Origin of the sequence: Robertmurraya mangrovi, from assembly GCF_034427655.1 — a bacterium.
GTDB classification, from domain to species: domain Bacteria; phylum Bacillota; class Bacilli; order Bacillales; family Cytobacillaceae; genus Robertmurraya_A; species Robertmurraya_A mangrovi.
Window position 1 is genome coordinate 122,996 of sequence record NZ_JAXOFX010000003.1, and the last position, 14,850, is coordinate 137,845.

General features: G+C 36.3%; 12 protein-coding genes and 1 pseudogene. 10 read left to right on the top strand and 3 right to left on the bottom strand.

The genetic code is table 11. The annotated features are described in order from the left end of the window. Positions 1–124 precede the first annotated feature (124 nt). The 7 genes and pseudogenes from SM124_RS06175 to SM124_RS06205 all read left to right on the top strand — a co-directional run bounded on the left by SM124_RS06175 (position 125) and on the right by SM124_RS06205 (position 7,556). Positions 125–823 (top strand): response regulator transcription factor, encoded by a 699-nt coding sequence (locus tag SM124_RS06175; RefSeq protein WP_322445630.1) that lies wholly within the window; start codon positions 125–127, stop codon positions 821–823. Next, complete coding sequence (locus SM124_RS06180) at positions 820–2,076, top strand: sensor histidine kinase (RefSeq protein ID WP_322445631.1); 1,257 nt, start codon at positions 820–822, stop codon at positions 2,074–2,076. The genes SM124_RS06175 and SM124_RS06180 overlap by 4 nt, the downstream gene beginning before the upstream one ends. 77 nt (positions 2,077–2,153) lie before the next feature. Then, the gene (locus SM124_RS06185) at positions 2,154–2,837 is read left to right on the top strand and encodes an ABC transporter ATP-binding protein (protein ID WP_322445632.1); all 684 of its coding nucleotides are present in this window, start codon (positions 2,154–2,156) and stop codon (positions 2,835–2,837) included. Continuing rightward, positions 2,834–5,158: an ABC transporter permease gene (locus SM124_RS06190; protein ID WP_322445633.1), complete on the top strand. Its 2,325-nt coding sequence runs from the start codon at positions 2,834–2,836 to the stop codon at positions 5,156–5,158. The genes SM124_RS06185 and SM124_RS06190 overlap by 4 nt, the downstream gene beginning before the upstream one ends. A gap of 86 nt (positions 5,159–5,244) precedes the next feature. Beyond that, positions 5,245–5,709 carry a GNAT family N-acetyltransferase gene (locus tag SM124_RS06195; RefSeq protein WP_322445634.1) on the top strand — a complete coding sequence of 155 codons (465 nt, stop codon included), beginning with the start codon at positions 5,245–5,247 and terminating at the stop codon, positions 5,707–5,709. Positions 5,710–5,748: 39 nt separating this feature from the next. After that, on the top strand, positions 5,749–6,219 hold the full coding sequence (locus SM124_RS06200; RefSeq protein ID WP_322445635.1) for a 2-thiouracil desulfurase family protein: 471 nt from the start codon (positions 5,749–5,751) through the stop codon (positions 6,217–6,219). A 348-nt stretch (positions 6,220–6,567) separates the two neighbouring features. Next, positions 6,568–7,556, top strand: a pseudogene (locus tag SM124_RS06205) (ornithine cyclodeaminase family protein). A 25-nt stretch (positions 7,557–7,581) separates the two neighbouring features. On the opposite strand, the gene SM124_RS06210 reads toward SM124_RS06205, so the two are convergent. From SM124_RS06210 to fdhD, 3 genes are all read right to left on the bottom strand, one after another. Then, positions 7,582–7,821, bottom strand: a complete 240-nt coding sequence (locus tag SM124_RS06210) for a hypothetical protein (protein WP_322445636.1) — start codon at positions 7,819–7,821, stop codon at positions 7,582–7,584. A 159-nt stretch (positions 7,822–7,980) separates the two neighbouring features. After that, the gene (gene moaA / locus SM124_RS06215) at positions 7,981–9,003 is read right to left on the bottom strand and encodes a GTP 3',8-cyclase MoaA (RefSeq protein WP_322445637.1); all 1,023 of its coding nucleotides are present in this window, start codon (positions 9,001–9,003) and stop codon (positions 7,981–7,983) included. A gap of 67 nt (positions 9,004–9,070) precedes the next feature. Then, positions 9,071–9,859: a formate dehydrogenase accessory sulfurtransferase FdhD gene (gene fdhD / locus SM124_RS06220; RefSeq protein WP_322445638.1), complete on the bottom strand. Its 789-nt coding sequence runs from the start codon at positions 9,857–9,859 to the stop codon at positions 9,071–9,073. 516 nt (positions 9,860–10,375) lie between these two features. Between fdhD and SM124_RS06225 the strand changes: the two genes are divergently transcribed. From SM124_RS06225 to SM124_RS06235, 3 genes are all read left to right on the top strand, one after another. Next, positions 10,376–11,638, top strand: coding sequence for an L-lactate MFS transporter (locus SM124_RS06225; RefSeq protein ID WP_322445639.1), 1,263 nt, complete (start codon positions 10,376–10,378; stop codon positions 11,636–11,638). 135 nt (positions 11,639–11,773) lie between these two features. Next, positions 11,774–12,133: a Na-translocating system protein MpsC family protein gene (locus tag SM124_RS06230; RefSeq protein WP_322445640.1), complete on the top strand. Its 360-nt coding sequence runs from the start codon at positions 11,774–11,776 to the stop codon at positions 12,131–12,133. Positions 12,134–12,470: 337 nt separating this feature from the next. Next, positions 12,471–14,831, top strand: a complete 2,361-nt coding sequence (locus tag SM124_RS06235) for an FdhF/YdeP family oxidoreductase (RefSeq protein ID WP_322445641.1) — start codon at positions 12,471–12,473, stop codon at positions 14,829–14,831. Positions 14,832–14,850 lie beyond the last annotated feature (19 nt).

The window sequence follows — 14,850 nt, forward strand, 5'->3', positions numbered from 1 at the left end:
AAGTTTTTTAGTAACAGTTTCCAAAAATGGATTAAATAGTTTACTATATAGTAAGATTAGGCGTTGCTCATAGTGAGTAAGCGCCTATTGCTGATTGATTTTGTAACCTTAAGGAGAAACAATCATGGTATCCATACTAATTGTAGAAGACGATGAGATGCTTTGTTATGGTCTTCAATATGCATTTGAAAAAGAACAATGGCAAACTTATATTGCTAATTCCATTCATGAAGCTGATGTACTTCTGAAGAAAATTAACCCAAGTTTAATTTTACTAGATAATAACCTACCTGATGGACTAGGATTCAATTTTTGTAAAAAGATGAGAGCGTCTTCGCATACACCTATCATTTTCTTAACTGCTGCCGATGAGGAGATTGATATCGTGAGAGGATTAGATATGGGGGCTGATGATTATCTAACAAAGCCGTTTCGTGTTATGGAGCTAATATCTCGGATTAAGTCGGTGCTTAGAAGGTCACAAGGAGTATTTCAAATGACTGAAAAAGAACTGTCATCAGGAGCGATTACTTTGTCTTTGAATAAACAAACCGCACAAAAAGCGGGTCAAGATATGAAACTAACCACAACAGAATTTAAGCTTCTACATATCTTTATGCAAAATCCAGGGCAGTTACTTACTAGGGAACAACTTTTACAGAAGTTATGGGATCTTGAAGGTAATTTTATTGATGATAACACGTTGTCCGTTCATATTAGAAGATTACGTGGGAAGGTAGAAGAAGATCCGTCCAAACCAATCCATATTAAAACCATTAGAGGTACGGGGTATATATGGGATGAAGGATGTGTACGGTCTTGATCCATTCTTTAGTTCGGAATAGAGAAATTAGGCTTCTTAGTGTTTCAATTGTTACGATAACAGTATTTTTTGCCTTCATAGTATCCATCTACACTTCATCTGTTATTCGTGGTGTTCATTCAGAATGGGAAGCAAGAAATGTTGCTATACTTGGTGTCGTGTTTGAACAACATCCAGAACTAGAGGAAACACTCATGCCTCTTTACACTAAAAATATCTCTGTGGAGGAAATGCAAGACGGAAGAGAGAGTGTAAAAAAGTATGGATTAACAGATCCAATCTCTCACATAAACAAGCCTTTTTTAGAAGAAGCTATGTTAAAAATCAATATTGGTCTTGCCATATTGATATGCTTCTTCCTTACAATCATCCTATCTGTCAGCATTGGAATTTTCCATCGTGTCTATAGTCAGATTAGAGCACTTTCCTATAAAGTAGAAAAAATCATGCGAGGCGATTATAATATCTCCAATATGATCAAAGAGGAAGAAGGGGATTTTCCTTTACTACATTTTCAATTTCATCAAATGAGTCAGCGATTAAAGAATACAATAGATTTGCTTGGACAGGAAAAGATTTTATTAAAAAATTTAATACAAGACATATCTCATCAGCTTAAAACACCATTAAGCTCATCTATGATGTTTCATGACCTAATAATCAACGAATTATCATCCTTAGAAGAAACTGATTTTTTAATAAAAAGCAGAACTCAATTAGAAAGAATTCATTGGTTGATACAAGAGTTACTAAAGTTTTCAAAACTGGAATCAGGTCTCGTGCAATTGGAGAAAAGGGTTCTGAATATAAACCGGACTATACTTGAGGTAATTAGTTCTCTAGATTACAAGATTCAGGCTAAAGGTATGAAGATTCATTACGAATCAAGAGCAGAAGAAGTATGGATTAATCACGATGAAAGATGGTTAGGTGAGGCTATTAAAAACATAGTTAATAATGCCATTGATTATAGTCCCTCCCATTCAGATATCTATATAAATTTAGTATGTACCTCATATTATTTATCCATTTCAATCAAGGATCAAGGTATGGGCATTACGAAAGAAGAATTACCCAATATATTCGATCGCTTTTATCAAGCCAGAAATAATAAAGCAAGGGGCGATGGGACTGGGATTGGATTATCTCTATCAAAACTTATTGTGAGTATGCATGGTGGTCGGATGGAAGTAGAGAGTGTAGGGCTTAATAAAGGATCAACTTTTACCATTACATTATTTCATGATAGATGACAAGAATGTAAGATTGCTTTCACTTAAATGTAAGGTTTAAAGATTATCCTATTTATAGAGAAATAGGAGGGAACAAAATGGAAATCTTAAGAACGGTTAATCTTACAAAAACATATGGCAAAGGTATAACGGAAGTTGAAGCCTTAAAGGAAACGAATATCTCTATACAAAAAGGAATGTTTGTTGCGATTGTAGGAGCAAGTGGGTCTGGCAAAAGCACGTTATTACATCTATTAGGGGGACTTGAAAATCCATCAAGTGGTGAAGTCATCATTGAAGGACAATCCTTATCTCAATTATCTGAACATCATTTATCGATATATCGAAGGAGGAAATTCGGATTTATCTTCCAACAATTTAATCTAATTCCTGTTCTAACAGCTGAAGAAAATATCGTACTTCCGATTTTATTAGATAATAAGGTAGTTGATAAAGAATACATAAATGAGTTAATTCAATTTTTAGGCTTGTCCGATCGTAGACATCACTTACCTAATGCATTGTCAGGGGGACAACAACAAAGAGTGGCAATAGCAAGAGCTCTAGCTAATAAGCCTTCTATCATTTTCGCTGACGAACCAACAGGGAATTTGGATAGCAAAGTATCCTTAGAGGTTTTAGATTTATTAAGGCAATCGATAAAGAAATTTAATCAAACGCTAATTATGATTACACATGATGTAGAGGTTTCAAAATTTGCTGACCGTATAATTACCATTCAAGACGGTTTGGCGCTACAGGTAGGAGAAGTGCAACAATGAAGCATTATACTTCTCTTAACCATAAGTACATGATGAAGCAATGGAAACGCACAATTTTATCCATTATAGGAATCGCCTTATCCGTTTGTTTAATGTCGTTTACGTTAATTTTTACAACAAATTTAAAAGAAACGATATATAATTCTACAAAATATAGTTCTGGCTTTTATCACTTTTCCATCAAAAACCCTAGTCATGAGCAAGAAACCATTTTGAAACTTCATGAGAAGATCGAACGGGTAGGTGTAACGAAAGTGAAACGGGTTGGGCTGCAGGATGCCCAAGCAGCCATTCAATTAATGAGTATAGATCATACGGGCATGGAAATATTTAAGGAAACGACCTTGTTAAGAGGGGGATTTCCTAAAAATGAAGATGAGATTGTATTGGAGGATTGGCTAGCACAAAAGTGGATGTTAAAAATGGGAGACTCCATAAGAATAGAGAATCTCACCTTTAAACTTGTTGGAGTTAGTAAAGATCAGCTTAACTCAAAAGCAAATGAAGTATCAATTGGTTATTTAATAGAGAAGCATCAGATATTAAAACAAGCAGATAAACATCTTTACGTGCAATTTTATGAAGAATACATAAATCAATCTTCTGATTTGAACATTTTAATCGATGAAGTAGCATCCTCTGCAATATTAAAAAAGTCCGAGATTAAAGTAAATGCAATCGTAGATAAGGCTTTAATGGATTATAAAAGTAGAGACTACTCAGCACTATTTATTTTTATCTTCAATCTTATTGTAATGGGAGTGTTCATCTATAATACCTTTCAGATTACCGTAATGGAACGTATTCATCAGTATGGGATTATTCGGTCGTTAGGAGCAACACCTAAACAAATCCTTCATATTGTACTAAATGAAGCAATTCTGATTAGCTTCATTTCTATCCCTCTAGGATTAGGTATGGGTGTTTTACTTCAACGATTACTTCAATATATTTCTTTCTTTAGCGAGACCATTAATCCTACTCTTCCAGTGTCGTCATTAGTAGGAGCGTGTTTATTTAGCCTGATAGTCATTATTTTCTCTGTTTACAGACCTGCAAAGGCTGCAAGTAAGGTTTCACCGATTAGTGCAGTGAAAATGAATGATACTAGTACATCTTTTAAAGGAACTAATGCGAGAGTACGTAGCTACTTTTTAGATAAATTAGGTGTAAGTCCACACTTAGCTTGGCAAAATATCACTCGTAATCGCGCAAGATTTATTAGTGCCACTTTATCCATGTCGATTGGTATTGTTCTTATCATTCTGAACTTCTCATTCTTTTCTTCACAAGACCCTGCAGCATTATTGAGGAAAAATTATTTATGGGATGCTAATTACTATATTAGCAAAAAGACTGGTTATACAGACCAAGATATAAGAGATTTGGAAAAGCTCCTCCCAATTAACCATGTGTTTCCTTCAAAATATACTAATGTTGAATTAGTAAAGGAAAACAATATAGCACCTAAAAATATACAAGTTTACGGTTATCATCCTGAGATGATAAGGAAAGCAGAAGCATATGTAGTGGATGGGAAAATAAATTTAGAGAAGATTGAATCCGGTAAAGAAATCATTATCATGGTACCTGACAAAGAGAATGTTATCGCTAAACCAGGCCAATCCATAATCATTAAGAATTCAGAAGGGCAAGCTTATACATTAAAAGTCGGAGCAATTGTTGAGAATTATCCAGTTGGAGGGGACCGTGAGAGGACAGCTATTATTATCGATTCAACTTATTTTGAAACGATCCACTCGGAAGGTGTCTACCATCGCTTAGACTTAGCAATTGAAGAAAATGAAAAGAATCATGCGGAGATCTATAATAGTCTAAAAGATTTTGCTGAAGGAGGAAGAATCAAGTCACTCTTTGAAAATATGAAGAGTATAGAAAGGGATTTTGAGACAATACAGGTTTTAATGGTAGGGTTTATTTGCATTATTAGTATCATTGGGATTTTTAGCATATATAATACACTATCAACCTCTTATTTATTAAGAAAAAATGAATTTGGAGTGCTCCGTGCTATTGGAATGACTAAGTCCCAACTTAGAAACATGGTTGTTTGGGAGGGACTTTTTTATGGCCTATTTAGCTGTAGCTTTGGATGTATTCTTGGGCTTATTCTTCATTATTTACAATATAGAATCATTAACCTGTTTATTACTGGATTTTTCCCTCAGTGGAATTTTCCAATGTTAGTTTTAATACTAGTTAGCGTAACGTTTCTTATTCTATGTGTAATCACTTCACTACTATCCTCGAAGCCATTAAAAAGTGACAGTATTATGGAGTCTATAAAGTTAGTGAACTAACAATATTAATTGAACAGTGAGGACAATAAGATATATAATTGTTAGATATTGTAAGATTTAGATAGTTACATAAAAGGATGGTAAAAATGTCTAAGTTAAAAATAGAAAAAATCTCAAGTTCTAACTGGGAAGAGGCCATTAAAATTTCGGTTAACGAAAGCCAAAAGGACTTTGTTCCGACAGTTATCGAATCCATTGCGTATGCTTATTTGAAGCCTTGGGACGAGGCTTTGGATCCGTATGTTCTAATAAATGAAGATAATATAGCAATTGGATCATTTTATCTTACCTATACTCCTGATAGTGAAAAAAATTATTGGATAGGTGGATTTCAAATCGATAGGAATTACCAAGGACAGGGGTACGGGAAGAAATCACTTCATACAATAATAGAGTTTATAAAGGAAAAGCATCCAAAATGCAAGATTATTTCACTAACGGTAGAACCAGAAAATATCCATGCCACTCGTTTATATGAAAGTGTCGGATTTGTTAGCCAGAACAGTAGTAATCAATACAATGAGTCTATTTATAGGTTGTTATTAAGCTAACCTATTACGAGGAAAAGTCTAAACGAATGAGGTGTAATTTTGTTAGTAGTGAGTTCATGTTTAGCCGGTCTAAAGGTAAGGTATAATGGCTCTCATTCTTTACACAGTGTGATTGAAAGACTCGTTATCGAGGGTAAAGCAATAACCATTTGTCCCGAACTGTTAAGTGGCTTTTCCACACCTAGGGAACCCGCTGAAATTATTGGTGGGAATGGCCAAGATGTTCTTAATGGGAAAGCAAGAGTAGTTGAAAAGTCAGGTAGGGATGTAACAGATATGTACTTGGACGGTGCTGAAAAGACTTTAGAGTTAGTTAAACAATATAAGGCAACAGCTGTGATTTTAAAGGAATATAGTCCATCTTGCGGAAGTACTAAAATTTATAACGGAGATTTTGACGGATCGTTAATTAGCGGAGACGGGGTAACTTCTGCTCTACTTCGAAAACATGGGATTGAAGTTTATTCTGAAAGGAATATGAATCAATTACTAGAGTCGATGACACCTTAAAAATATGAATTACCGAGAACATGGAGAAACAGGAGTCTATTATACCCACTTCTGTTTCTCACAATCTTTTTTTAAGTCTTTAATTGTTTTTTGGTAGATATTTTAAAGGATCATAGTCACGATAACCTCGCGTAAACCTCGAACCAAACCTAGCATCGGCAACAGCAGTAGGATTTATTTAGAATGTTTAATCAAATTATTTTACACCAAAATCTTCAACAGAGTCAGTCCTGAAATCCTCTTTCAAAACCCCTTCCCATAAAATAGGGCTAAAATTTTGTTGTCAGAATTATAATTTATCAATAAGGTATTAGTTTGAATCAAATTGCAGATAGTGGAGGGATAGACTTGTTAACACTTAACGGAGAAACAATCAGAAAAATTTACTCAATGGAAGAGTGTATTCAAGATGTGGAAAGAGCCTTTCAATATGCTGAGGAAGGGAAGGTAGTTGCTCCAATTAGAATATCCGTCCTCATGAAAAGTTAGGAGCAGAAACTCTTTATATGCCAGGATATATTGAACCTGAGAATTATACGGCTATAAAAATTGTGAGTATCTTCCCTACAAACGCTAAGGAAGGTCGAAAGGTTTTACAAGGAATTATGTTACTAACCGATGCTTTAACAGGTGAGCATGTGGCTATGATGGATGCTTCTTATTTAACGGTGCTAAGAACAGGTGCCTCTAGTGGAGTGGCTACCAAATATCTTGCAAGGGAAAATGCGAAGGTATGTGCCGTTCTAGGTTGTGGTGCTCAATCAATCGGGCAAATAAAAGCGATGATGGCTGTAAGGGATCTCGATGAAATCATTTTATACAATCGAACGATTGAAAGAGCAGAAACCTTAAAACTAGAGCTTCAACATTTGTATCCAAATTGGAATGGGAAAATTACTGTACAATCTAATCCAAACCTTGCTGTGAATAATGCCGATATCGTGGTGTGTAGTTCAAAATCAAATACACCTCTATTTGATGGTTCCCAGCTGCAACCAGGTACACACATCAATGCAATTGGTTCCTATCAACCACATATGCAAGAAATTGATGTTCAAACATTAAAGAAAAGCAGTAAAATAGTTGTTGATACACTTGAAGGTGCCCTACATGAAGCAGGGGATTTCCTTGTACCAATGAAAAATAATGATTGGAAAGAAGATTCTATACATGGTGAGATTGGCGAGATTATATGTGGGAAAAAAGAAGGTAGAAGTGAGCCAGATGAAATTACACTTTATAAGTCCGTGGGTACTGCTTATTTAGATACGATGGTAGCAGTAAGCGTTTATAAAAAAGCTATACAGGAAGGTGTAGGGGTGAAAGTTGAAATTTAATAATTAGGATGGCCATCTATAACCACTATAGTTGGTCTTTCTTTTTAGTATCCCAATCAAGAAAGACATTCGTAAAAAAATAAGAGGTTAGAGCAGCAAGGGAAGAAATGATTAAATTTTTCATGGAATCTAAACCATATAGTTGAATACTAGTCAAAATAGAATAGGAGGAACACAAGTTTATGTTGTCCAAGACAATTGCAATTTTGTGAAAAGTAGGAAAAAACACTCCAAATAACATGAGGAAATATAAATATTTTTTCATTGCAAGTCTCCTTTTAAAATAAATATATGATGTTTGTACAAGCGTTATGCCACATGCAGAGCATTCTATAGGGCATACTTAAATACAGTAATTAGTAGATTGCTGAGAACGAATTAATAAAGCAAAAAAACCGCTCTAATAATGAAGCGGTTTTTCCAATTATCCACCAATATGGCTCATTTCAATTTTCTTACGATGTTTGCTCGCTACACTACGTTCCTCAGAATAACGGTCTTTTCGTCCGCTCCAAACGTTTTGAAGAAGAGTCGTTAGTTCGTCATCTGATAAATCGGAGCGAAGTGGTTCTCTAATATCATGGCCTTTCGATGAGAAAAGACAAGTATAAAGCATCCCGCTCGCTGATAAACGAGCACGGTTACAAGAGGAACAAAAAGCATCTGATACAGAAGAAATGACGCCTATTTCATCATTTGAACCTACATATCGATATCGACTCGCAACTTCACCTGTATAATTCGGATCAATCGGTTCAAGTGGCATGACAGCATTGATGTCTTCAATGATTTGTTTTTTCGGATACACTTCATCCAGCTTCCACTGATTTGTATTGCCAACATCCATATATTCAATAAAACGAAGAATATGACCTTTTTCCCTAAAAAACTTGGCCATGGGAATAATTTCGTTTTCATTCATTCCCCGTTTCACAACCATATTTATTTTAACTTTTATGCCAGCACGTGCGGCAGCGTCAATCCCATCAAGGACGGTTTGAACCGTGACTCCACGTCCATTTATTTTACCAAAAATTTCGTCACTCAATGAATCTAAGCTAATCGAAACGCGCTTTAATCCGGCTTCTTTAAGCTCTTCAGCATATTTCGGTAAAAGAGATCCGTTCGTGGTCATCGCAATATCATCTAGACCATCAATTTCGTTTATCATCCTAATAAGGTCTTGAAGATTTCTTCGCATAAGCGGTTCTCCGCCTGTAATCCGGATCTTTTGAACTCCTAAAGAATGAACGAAAATCTCTGTTAGTCGTACAATTTCTTCAAAAGAGAGAAGCTCTTCTCTTTTCAAAAAAGGATAATCGGGACCAAAAATTTCTGCGGGCATACAGTAACTGCAACGAAAATTACATTTATCTGTCACCGAAATTCGTAAATCACGAAGGGGGCGATTAAAATGATCGAATATGGTTTGTTCCTTCTGTTTCATAAAACCCCTCCTTCTCATTAATTTTATCGAGATTGTATGTTTTCATACAAAGTAAAGATTGACACCATTAACCTATAATTCGTTCAGGACATGAATAAACATTAAAAGAATTTCCACGTATAAAGCCGACAGCCGTAATGTTTAAATCGTTTGCGAGCTTTATGGCGAGGTCTGTTGGAGCCGACTTTGATAAGACAATTCCTACCCCAATTTTAGCAGCTTTTAATAACACTTCAGAGGAAATTCTGCCACTAAAGACAATAATTTTGTCTCGAACAGGCACTTTATTTATTTTACTATATCCAAGTAATTTATCTAAAGCATTATGTCTTCCAATGTCTGTTCGAACAGCCACCATTTCTCCGGAAGTACATAGAGCGGCATTGTGAACACCCCCTGTTTCTTGGAAAACGAGCGAGCTGTTTTGCATTTCGTTCATAAGCTTAATGCATTGAGAAGCTGAAATAGTTGTTGTAGAGGTCGAAGTTTTTGCTGTTCTAGCATCGTTATGAAAATAGAATTGTCTACTTTTTCCGCAGCAAGAGCCAATAAAACGCTTTGAATAATATTCTTGGCTTGTCGTCATTTCGACTTTTAACTTCACGTAAGCATAACCACGATCCTCATTGATCTGAATGGAATCAATATCGCTATAGGAACGGATAACACCTTCAGATGCTAAAAATCCGACCACCATTTCTTCAAAATGAGTAGGGGTACATACCATCGTCGCAAATTCTAAATCATTAACAAAAATGGTTAACGGAAATTCATTAACAATTACATCCTCAACAACTGTAAATTCTCCATCTGAGTACTTGGTGATGGGGTATTTGACACTCATATTTTCTAACATTGTGATCACCTGATTTTATAAGAATAGGCTCTATTCATGGATGTTGTTACTATTTGAGTAGGATAGAGCTGTGATTATGAAACACAACTTTTTCAATATAACAACCATCTATTCTTTAGAATATAAAAATCTAAACACATTCTAGTTTTTTTCTCAAGAAAAATATTTTGAAAAGATTTCTAGTGCTAAACAAAGTTGTAAAAAGGTATTGCACAGATGAGTCTGAGGTGATAATATCATTTTATTCACAAACCTGTCACATTTTGATTCGAGATAGCGATCCTGTCGTCGGTTAAAATGTTACTTGAATTGAAAGCGATTCACTGTTGGTCCGATAGTAGCGAAACCTGCTTGATACTAACTGTCAATCTTTCTATTACATGCCTGGAGTCTATCTGCATGTAGAGAGGTTGGCGGTTTTTTGTTGTTACGGCTTTTTTTTGGAAATAAAAAGAGCTTTGAAAGGTTCTCGTCACTTTTTTGTGAAGAGTTCATATGAATGAGGGGGAAGACTGGATGAAGAAAACAAAAAATAGGTGGCTCATTGCTGCATCTGCAGTTGGAATACATATTTCCATTGGGTCTGTCTATGCATGGAGTAATTTTACAAACCCACTGATTGAAGAATTTGGATGGACATCAAAGCAAGTGCAATTTACTTTTAGTTTAGCGATTTTGTTCCTTGGATTATCTGCAGCATTCCTTGGACATTTTGTAGAAAAACATGGTCCTAGAAAAGCTGGACTATTAGCTGCTGGATTTTTCGGAGCAGGAATCTTAGGATCTGGTCTTGCTGTAAACCTTGGTTCATTGCCATTATTGTATATAACTTATGGGGTTTTAGGTGGGATTGGACTAGGGGTAGGTTATATTGCTCCTGTATCCACATTAGTTAAATGGTTCCCGGACCGTCGAGGATTAGCAACTGGTCTTGCTATTATGGGATTCGGATTTGCGGCTGCAATTAGCAGTCCGATTATGGATACATTAATTAAATCAGTTGGAACAGCCAACACATTCTATATTTTAGGTGCTGCTTACTTTATTATTATGACATTATCGTCATTATACTTAGAAAGACCGCCTGTAGATTGGGCACCGGAAGGATTTAAGGAGAAAGTTCAGTCTGGTAAAGCGCGTGTTCAACAGGACTTAGCCCAATTAACGGCAAATGAAGCGATTAAAACGTCACGTTTCTATTATTTATGGTTGATGTTATTTATTAACGTAACTTGTGGGATTGCGATTTTATCAGCAGCAAAACCACTAGCTGAGGAAAGTATTGGTTTAACAACAGCAGAAGCAGCTGCACTCGTTGGGATTTTAGGATTATTCAATGGATTTGGTCGTATTGCATGGGCATCTATTTCGGATTACATTGGCCGTCCAAACACATATACAATATTCTTTGCATCACAAATTGTACTATTTATGTTATTACCATTAACAAAAGAAGCGATTCTATTCCAAATCATGCTAGCTATCGTTTATACTATGTATGGTGGCGGATTTGCAGCCATTCCAGCGTTTATCGGTGACATGTTCGGAACGAAACAACTTGGTGCAATTCACGGCTATATTCTAACCGCATGGGCAGCCGCAGGTCTTGCAGGTCCAATGTTTGCAGCGTGGATGAAAGATACAACGGGAAGTTACTCAACAAGTTTAACGTTCTTTGCAGGGCTATTTGTTTTAGCATTAATTGTATCGATTTTAATTCGCCGTGATATTCAAAAATTACGCGTACAAAATGAAGCTAAGCAAAAAGTGGCTAGCTAAATTTTATCAGAATATTATTTCTTAATAATTAATTAACTATAGAAACAAATGCTAAGAGATTACGCTTTGTATTTAATGTTTCGTATGATAAAATACCTAACATGTTAGAACCTCTGAAGATGGTGGGAGGATTTGATGAATAAATACGAAGCAGAATTCAGTAACCTGGTTCGTTCCTTTCGTAAAAAGCATATGGGTAAAGGTCCAAGCAAAATCACAACAACCTTTTGTAAAAATTGGGCCATCTGCGAGATGGAGGGAAATCTTTCTCCGGTAGAAAAATTCATGGCATCGGCAACAGAAGGGAAGCAAGCCTTACGATCGGCTCGAACTGAAATGGTAAAAGATATGTACCGCAAATTTCCACCAGTAGAAATGGAAGAATTTCTTGGATGTAAGTTTGTTGAACTTTTTGTAGACATCAATATCGAACGTGACTTTGGAATGTCCATCTTTGTGTTTGATGAAGATATACAGGCGAAGTTTAGGGATTGAAATCACAAAAGTATGTAGCAGCTTTCTTTCGCTAGAGTGTAAAGTGATTGATTAGATAAAGTTTACTGCCAATTTTTTAACTATCATACTAACTTAATAATGAATCAATTTGTTGGCACTTGGTAGCGAACCTGCTAAAGACTAACCACCGTTTGAACATGAAAGCTTTTTGCTTTTTGTTTTCGGTGGTTATTTTTATTTAAAAAAGATTTTTTACATGATAAGAATAAAAACGTAAGCTTAGTAATAATTACTTTTGACCACTAAGAAAAATTAGATTGTTCTAATTTTTCTATCATATAATAGAATTAATAGATTTTTGTTAGGAGTGTTTTACATGGGAAAAACAATGCATCCAGGACCACAGAAGAAATCGGCGATTCCTGCACCGAAGCATTGGGTAAGTCCGATTCCGTTTGGACTGGGGAAAGTGAAGCCAAAACATATAAGAGATACGTTTAAAACTCTTTGGGATAACCGTGATAACTTCGGGTACGCAACGAATATTTTAACAAAAGGGGTTTGTGACGGATGTGCACTAGGCGTGTCTGGATTGTACGACCAAACCTTAACAGGTCCACATATTTGTACAACTAGGTTAAATGTTCTGCGTTTGAACACAGCTGGTTCAATTAAACCAGAGATCCTTCATGCAGATATTGATGAGCTTCGAAAATACGATAGCACGGAACTCCGTAAATTAGGTCGTATTCCTTATCCAATGATTCGTAGAAAAGGAGAGCGTAAATTTTCTCGTATTACTTGGGAAGACGCTATGGATTTAATTGCATCTAAAATGAAAAAACTAGATCCAAAACAATATGCGTTTTACTTAACAAGTCGTGGGATTACGAATGAATCTTACTATGTGGCGGGTAAAGTAGCTCGATTCTTAGGAGCAAACAATATCGACAATGCGAGTCGTATTTGTCACTCTCCTTCTAAGACAGCGCTAAAGCGTTCGATTGGAGTAGGGGCTTCAACATCAAACTATTTAGACTGGATTGGAACAGACGTCCTGTTATTCTGGGGTAGCGTAGCATCAAACAGTTCTCCGGTTTCTAGTAAATACATGTTAGAAGCAAAGAAAAAAGGAACAAAAATTATTGTTGTTAACCCTTATAAAGAACCAGCAATGGATGAATACTGGATTCCTTCAAATCCAGAGTCTGCTTTATTCGGTACAAAAATCGCTGATGATTTCTACCAAGTCAACATCGGTGGGGATATAGCGTTTATGCACGGAATTATGAAGCATTGGTTCGAAATGGAAGAGAAAAAACATGGTTCTGCTATCAATCATGATTTTGTAGAGAAGCATGTGAATGGATATGAAGAACTAAAGGCAACGGTTCAAAAGCAGTCTTGGGAGGACATCATTAACTCTTCTGGTATTACAAAAGAACGTATTATCGAATTAGCAGAAATTTTAGCAAAAAGTAAAAATGCTGTGTACACTTGGGCACTTGGTTTAACGATGCATTCATTCGCAACGGATAATATCTCACAAGTAGCGAACCTTGCTTTATTACGCGGTCATTTAGGTAGAAAGCACGCTGGATTAATGCCGTTCCGCGGTCACTCTTCGGTTCAAGGAAGCGGTGAAATGGGAGCAGATCCATTTGTTTTACCTGGTGGAGATTTCTATGGTGAAAACATTGAGCGTATTGAAAAACTATGGGGCTTTGAATTACCAAAATGGCAAGGAGATATCGTTGGGGTAACTCTAGAAAATATCCTTTTACCAGAGGAGCATGAACGAAAAATTAAGTTATATTACTTGTCTGGTGGGAACTTCCTAGAAACGATGCCAGATCCTGATTTCGTTGAAAAAGCGTTATCTGAACTAGACATTCGTGTTCACCAAGACATTATCTTAAATACTTCTACTCTAGTAGATGCAAAAGAAGCGGTAATCTTGCTTCCTGCAAAAACTCGTTATGAGCAAGAGGGTGGCGGAACATCGACTTCAACCGAGCGTATGGTTTACTTCAGCCCTGAAATTGAGGGTAATAAAAATCGAATTGAAGAAGCTCGTGCGGAGTGGAAGATCTATGTGGACCTGGCGAAACGAGTGAAGCCAGAAACCGCTCATCTAGTAGATTTTAAAGATGCTGGAGAAATCCGAAATGAAATTGCTAAAGCCAACCCAAACTATGAGGGTATTCAACACCTGAAAAAAGCGGGAGATGTGTTCCAATGGGGCGGAGCTTGGTTATGTGAAGACGGCAATTGCCCAACTCCAGACGGAAAAGGAAACTTAATTAGTGTCGACATTCCTGACCTTGGTAAAAAAGAAGGTCAATTCATTGTTACTTCTCGTCGTGGTAAGCAATTTAATTCCATGGTGTACAGCACGGTCGATCCGTTAAACGGTGCAGATCGTTATGATGTACTAATGAACGCTGAGGACGCTCATGACCTAAGTATTGCAGAGGGCGAAGGAATTGTTATATATAACGGATTCGGTGTATTCCAAGGGAGAGCAAAATTCGTAGATATTTCACGTGGAAATGTTCAAGTTCACTTCCCTGAAGGAAACTTCCTTTTACCAAGAGGTCGCTACGAAAAGTTTGCTGGTATACCAGATTACAATATTACGGTTACTCTTGAAAAAGCAGACCGATTCAACTCACGTAAAGATGTGCAGCATTTTGAAAGAAGAATTGAAGACGACGAAATTGATGCACCAGCATAAGGTGGAAAAAGATGGCGAT

Coding starts and splice junctions, on each gene's coding strand:
- moaA (WP_322445637.1), bottom strand. CDS start 9,003: ATGAAACAGAAGGAACAAACCATATTCGATCATTTTAATCGCCCCCTT.
- SM124_RS06175 (WP_322445630.1), top strand. CDS start 125: ATGGTATCCATACTAATTGTAGAAGACGATGAGATGCTTTGTTATGGT.
- SM124_RS06185 (WP_322445632.1), top strand. CDS start 2,154: ATGGAAATCTTAAGAACGGTTAATCTTACAAAAACATATGGCAAAGGT.
- SM124_RS06235 (WP_322445641.1), top strand. CDS start 12,471: ATGGGAAAAACAATGCATCCAGGACCACAGAAGAAATCGGCGATTCCT.
- SM124_RS06225 (WP_322445639.1), top strand. CDS start 10,376: ATGAAGAAAACAAAAAATAGGTGGCTCATTGCTGCATCTGCAGTTGGA.
- SM124_RS06190 (WP_322445633.1), top strand. CDS start 2,834: ATGAAGCATTATACTTCTCTTAACCATAAGTACATGATGAAGCAATGG.
- SM124_RS06195 (WP_322445634.1), top strand. CDS start 5,245: ATGTCTAAGTTAAAAATAGAAAAAATCTCAAGTTCTAACTGGGAAGAG.
- SM124_RS06210 (WP_322445636.1), bottom strand. CDS start 7,821: ATGAAAAAATATTTATATTTCCTCATGTTATTTGGAGTGTTTTTTCCT.
- SM124_RS06230 (WP_322445640.1), top strand. CDS start 11,774: ATGAATAAATACGAAGCAGAATTCAGTAACCTGGTTCGTTCCTTTCGT.
- fdhD (WP_322445638.1), bottom strand. CDS start 9,859: ATGTTAGAAAATATGAGTGTCAAATACCCCATCACCAAGTACTCAGAT.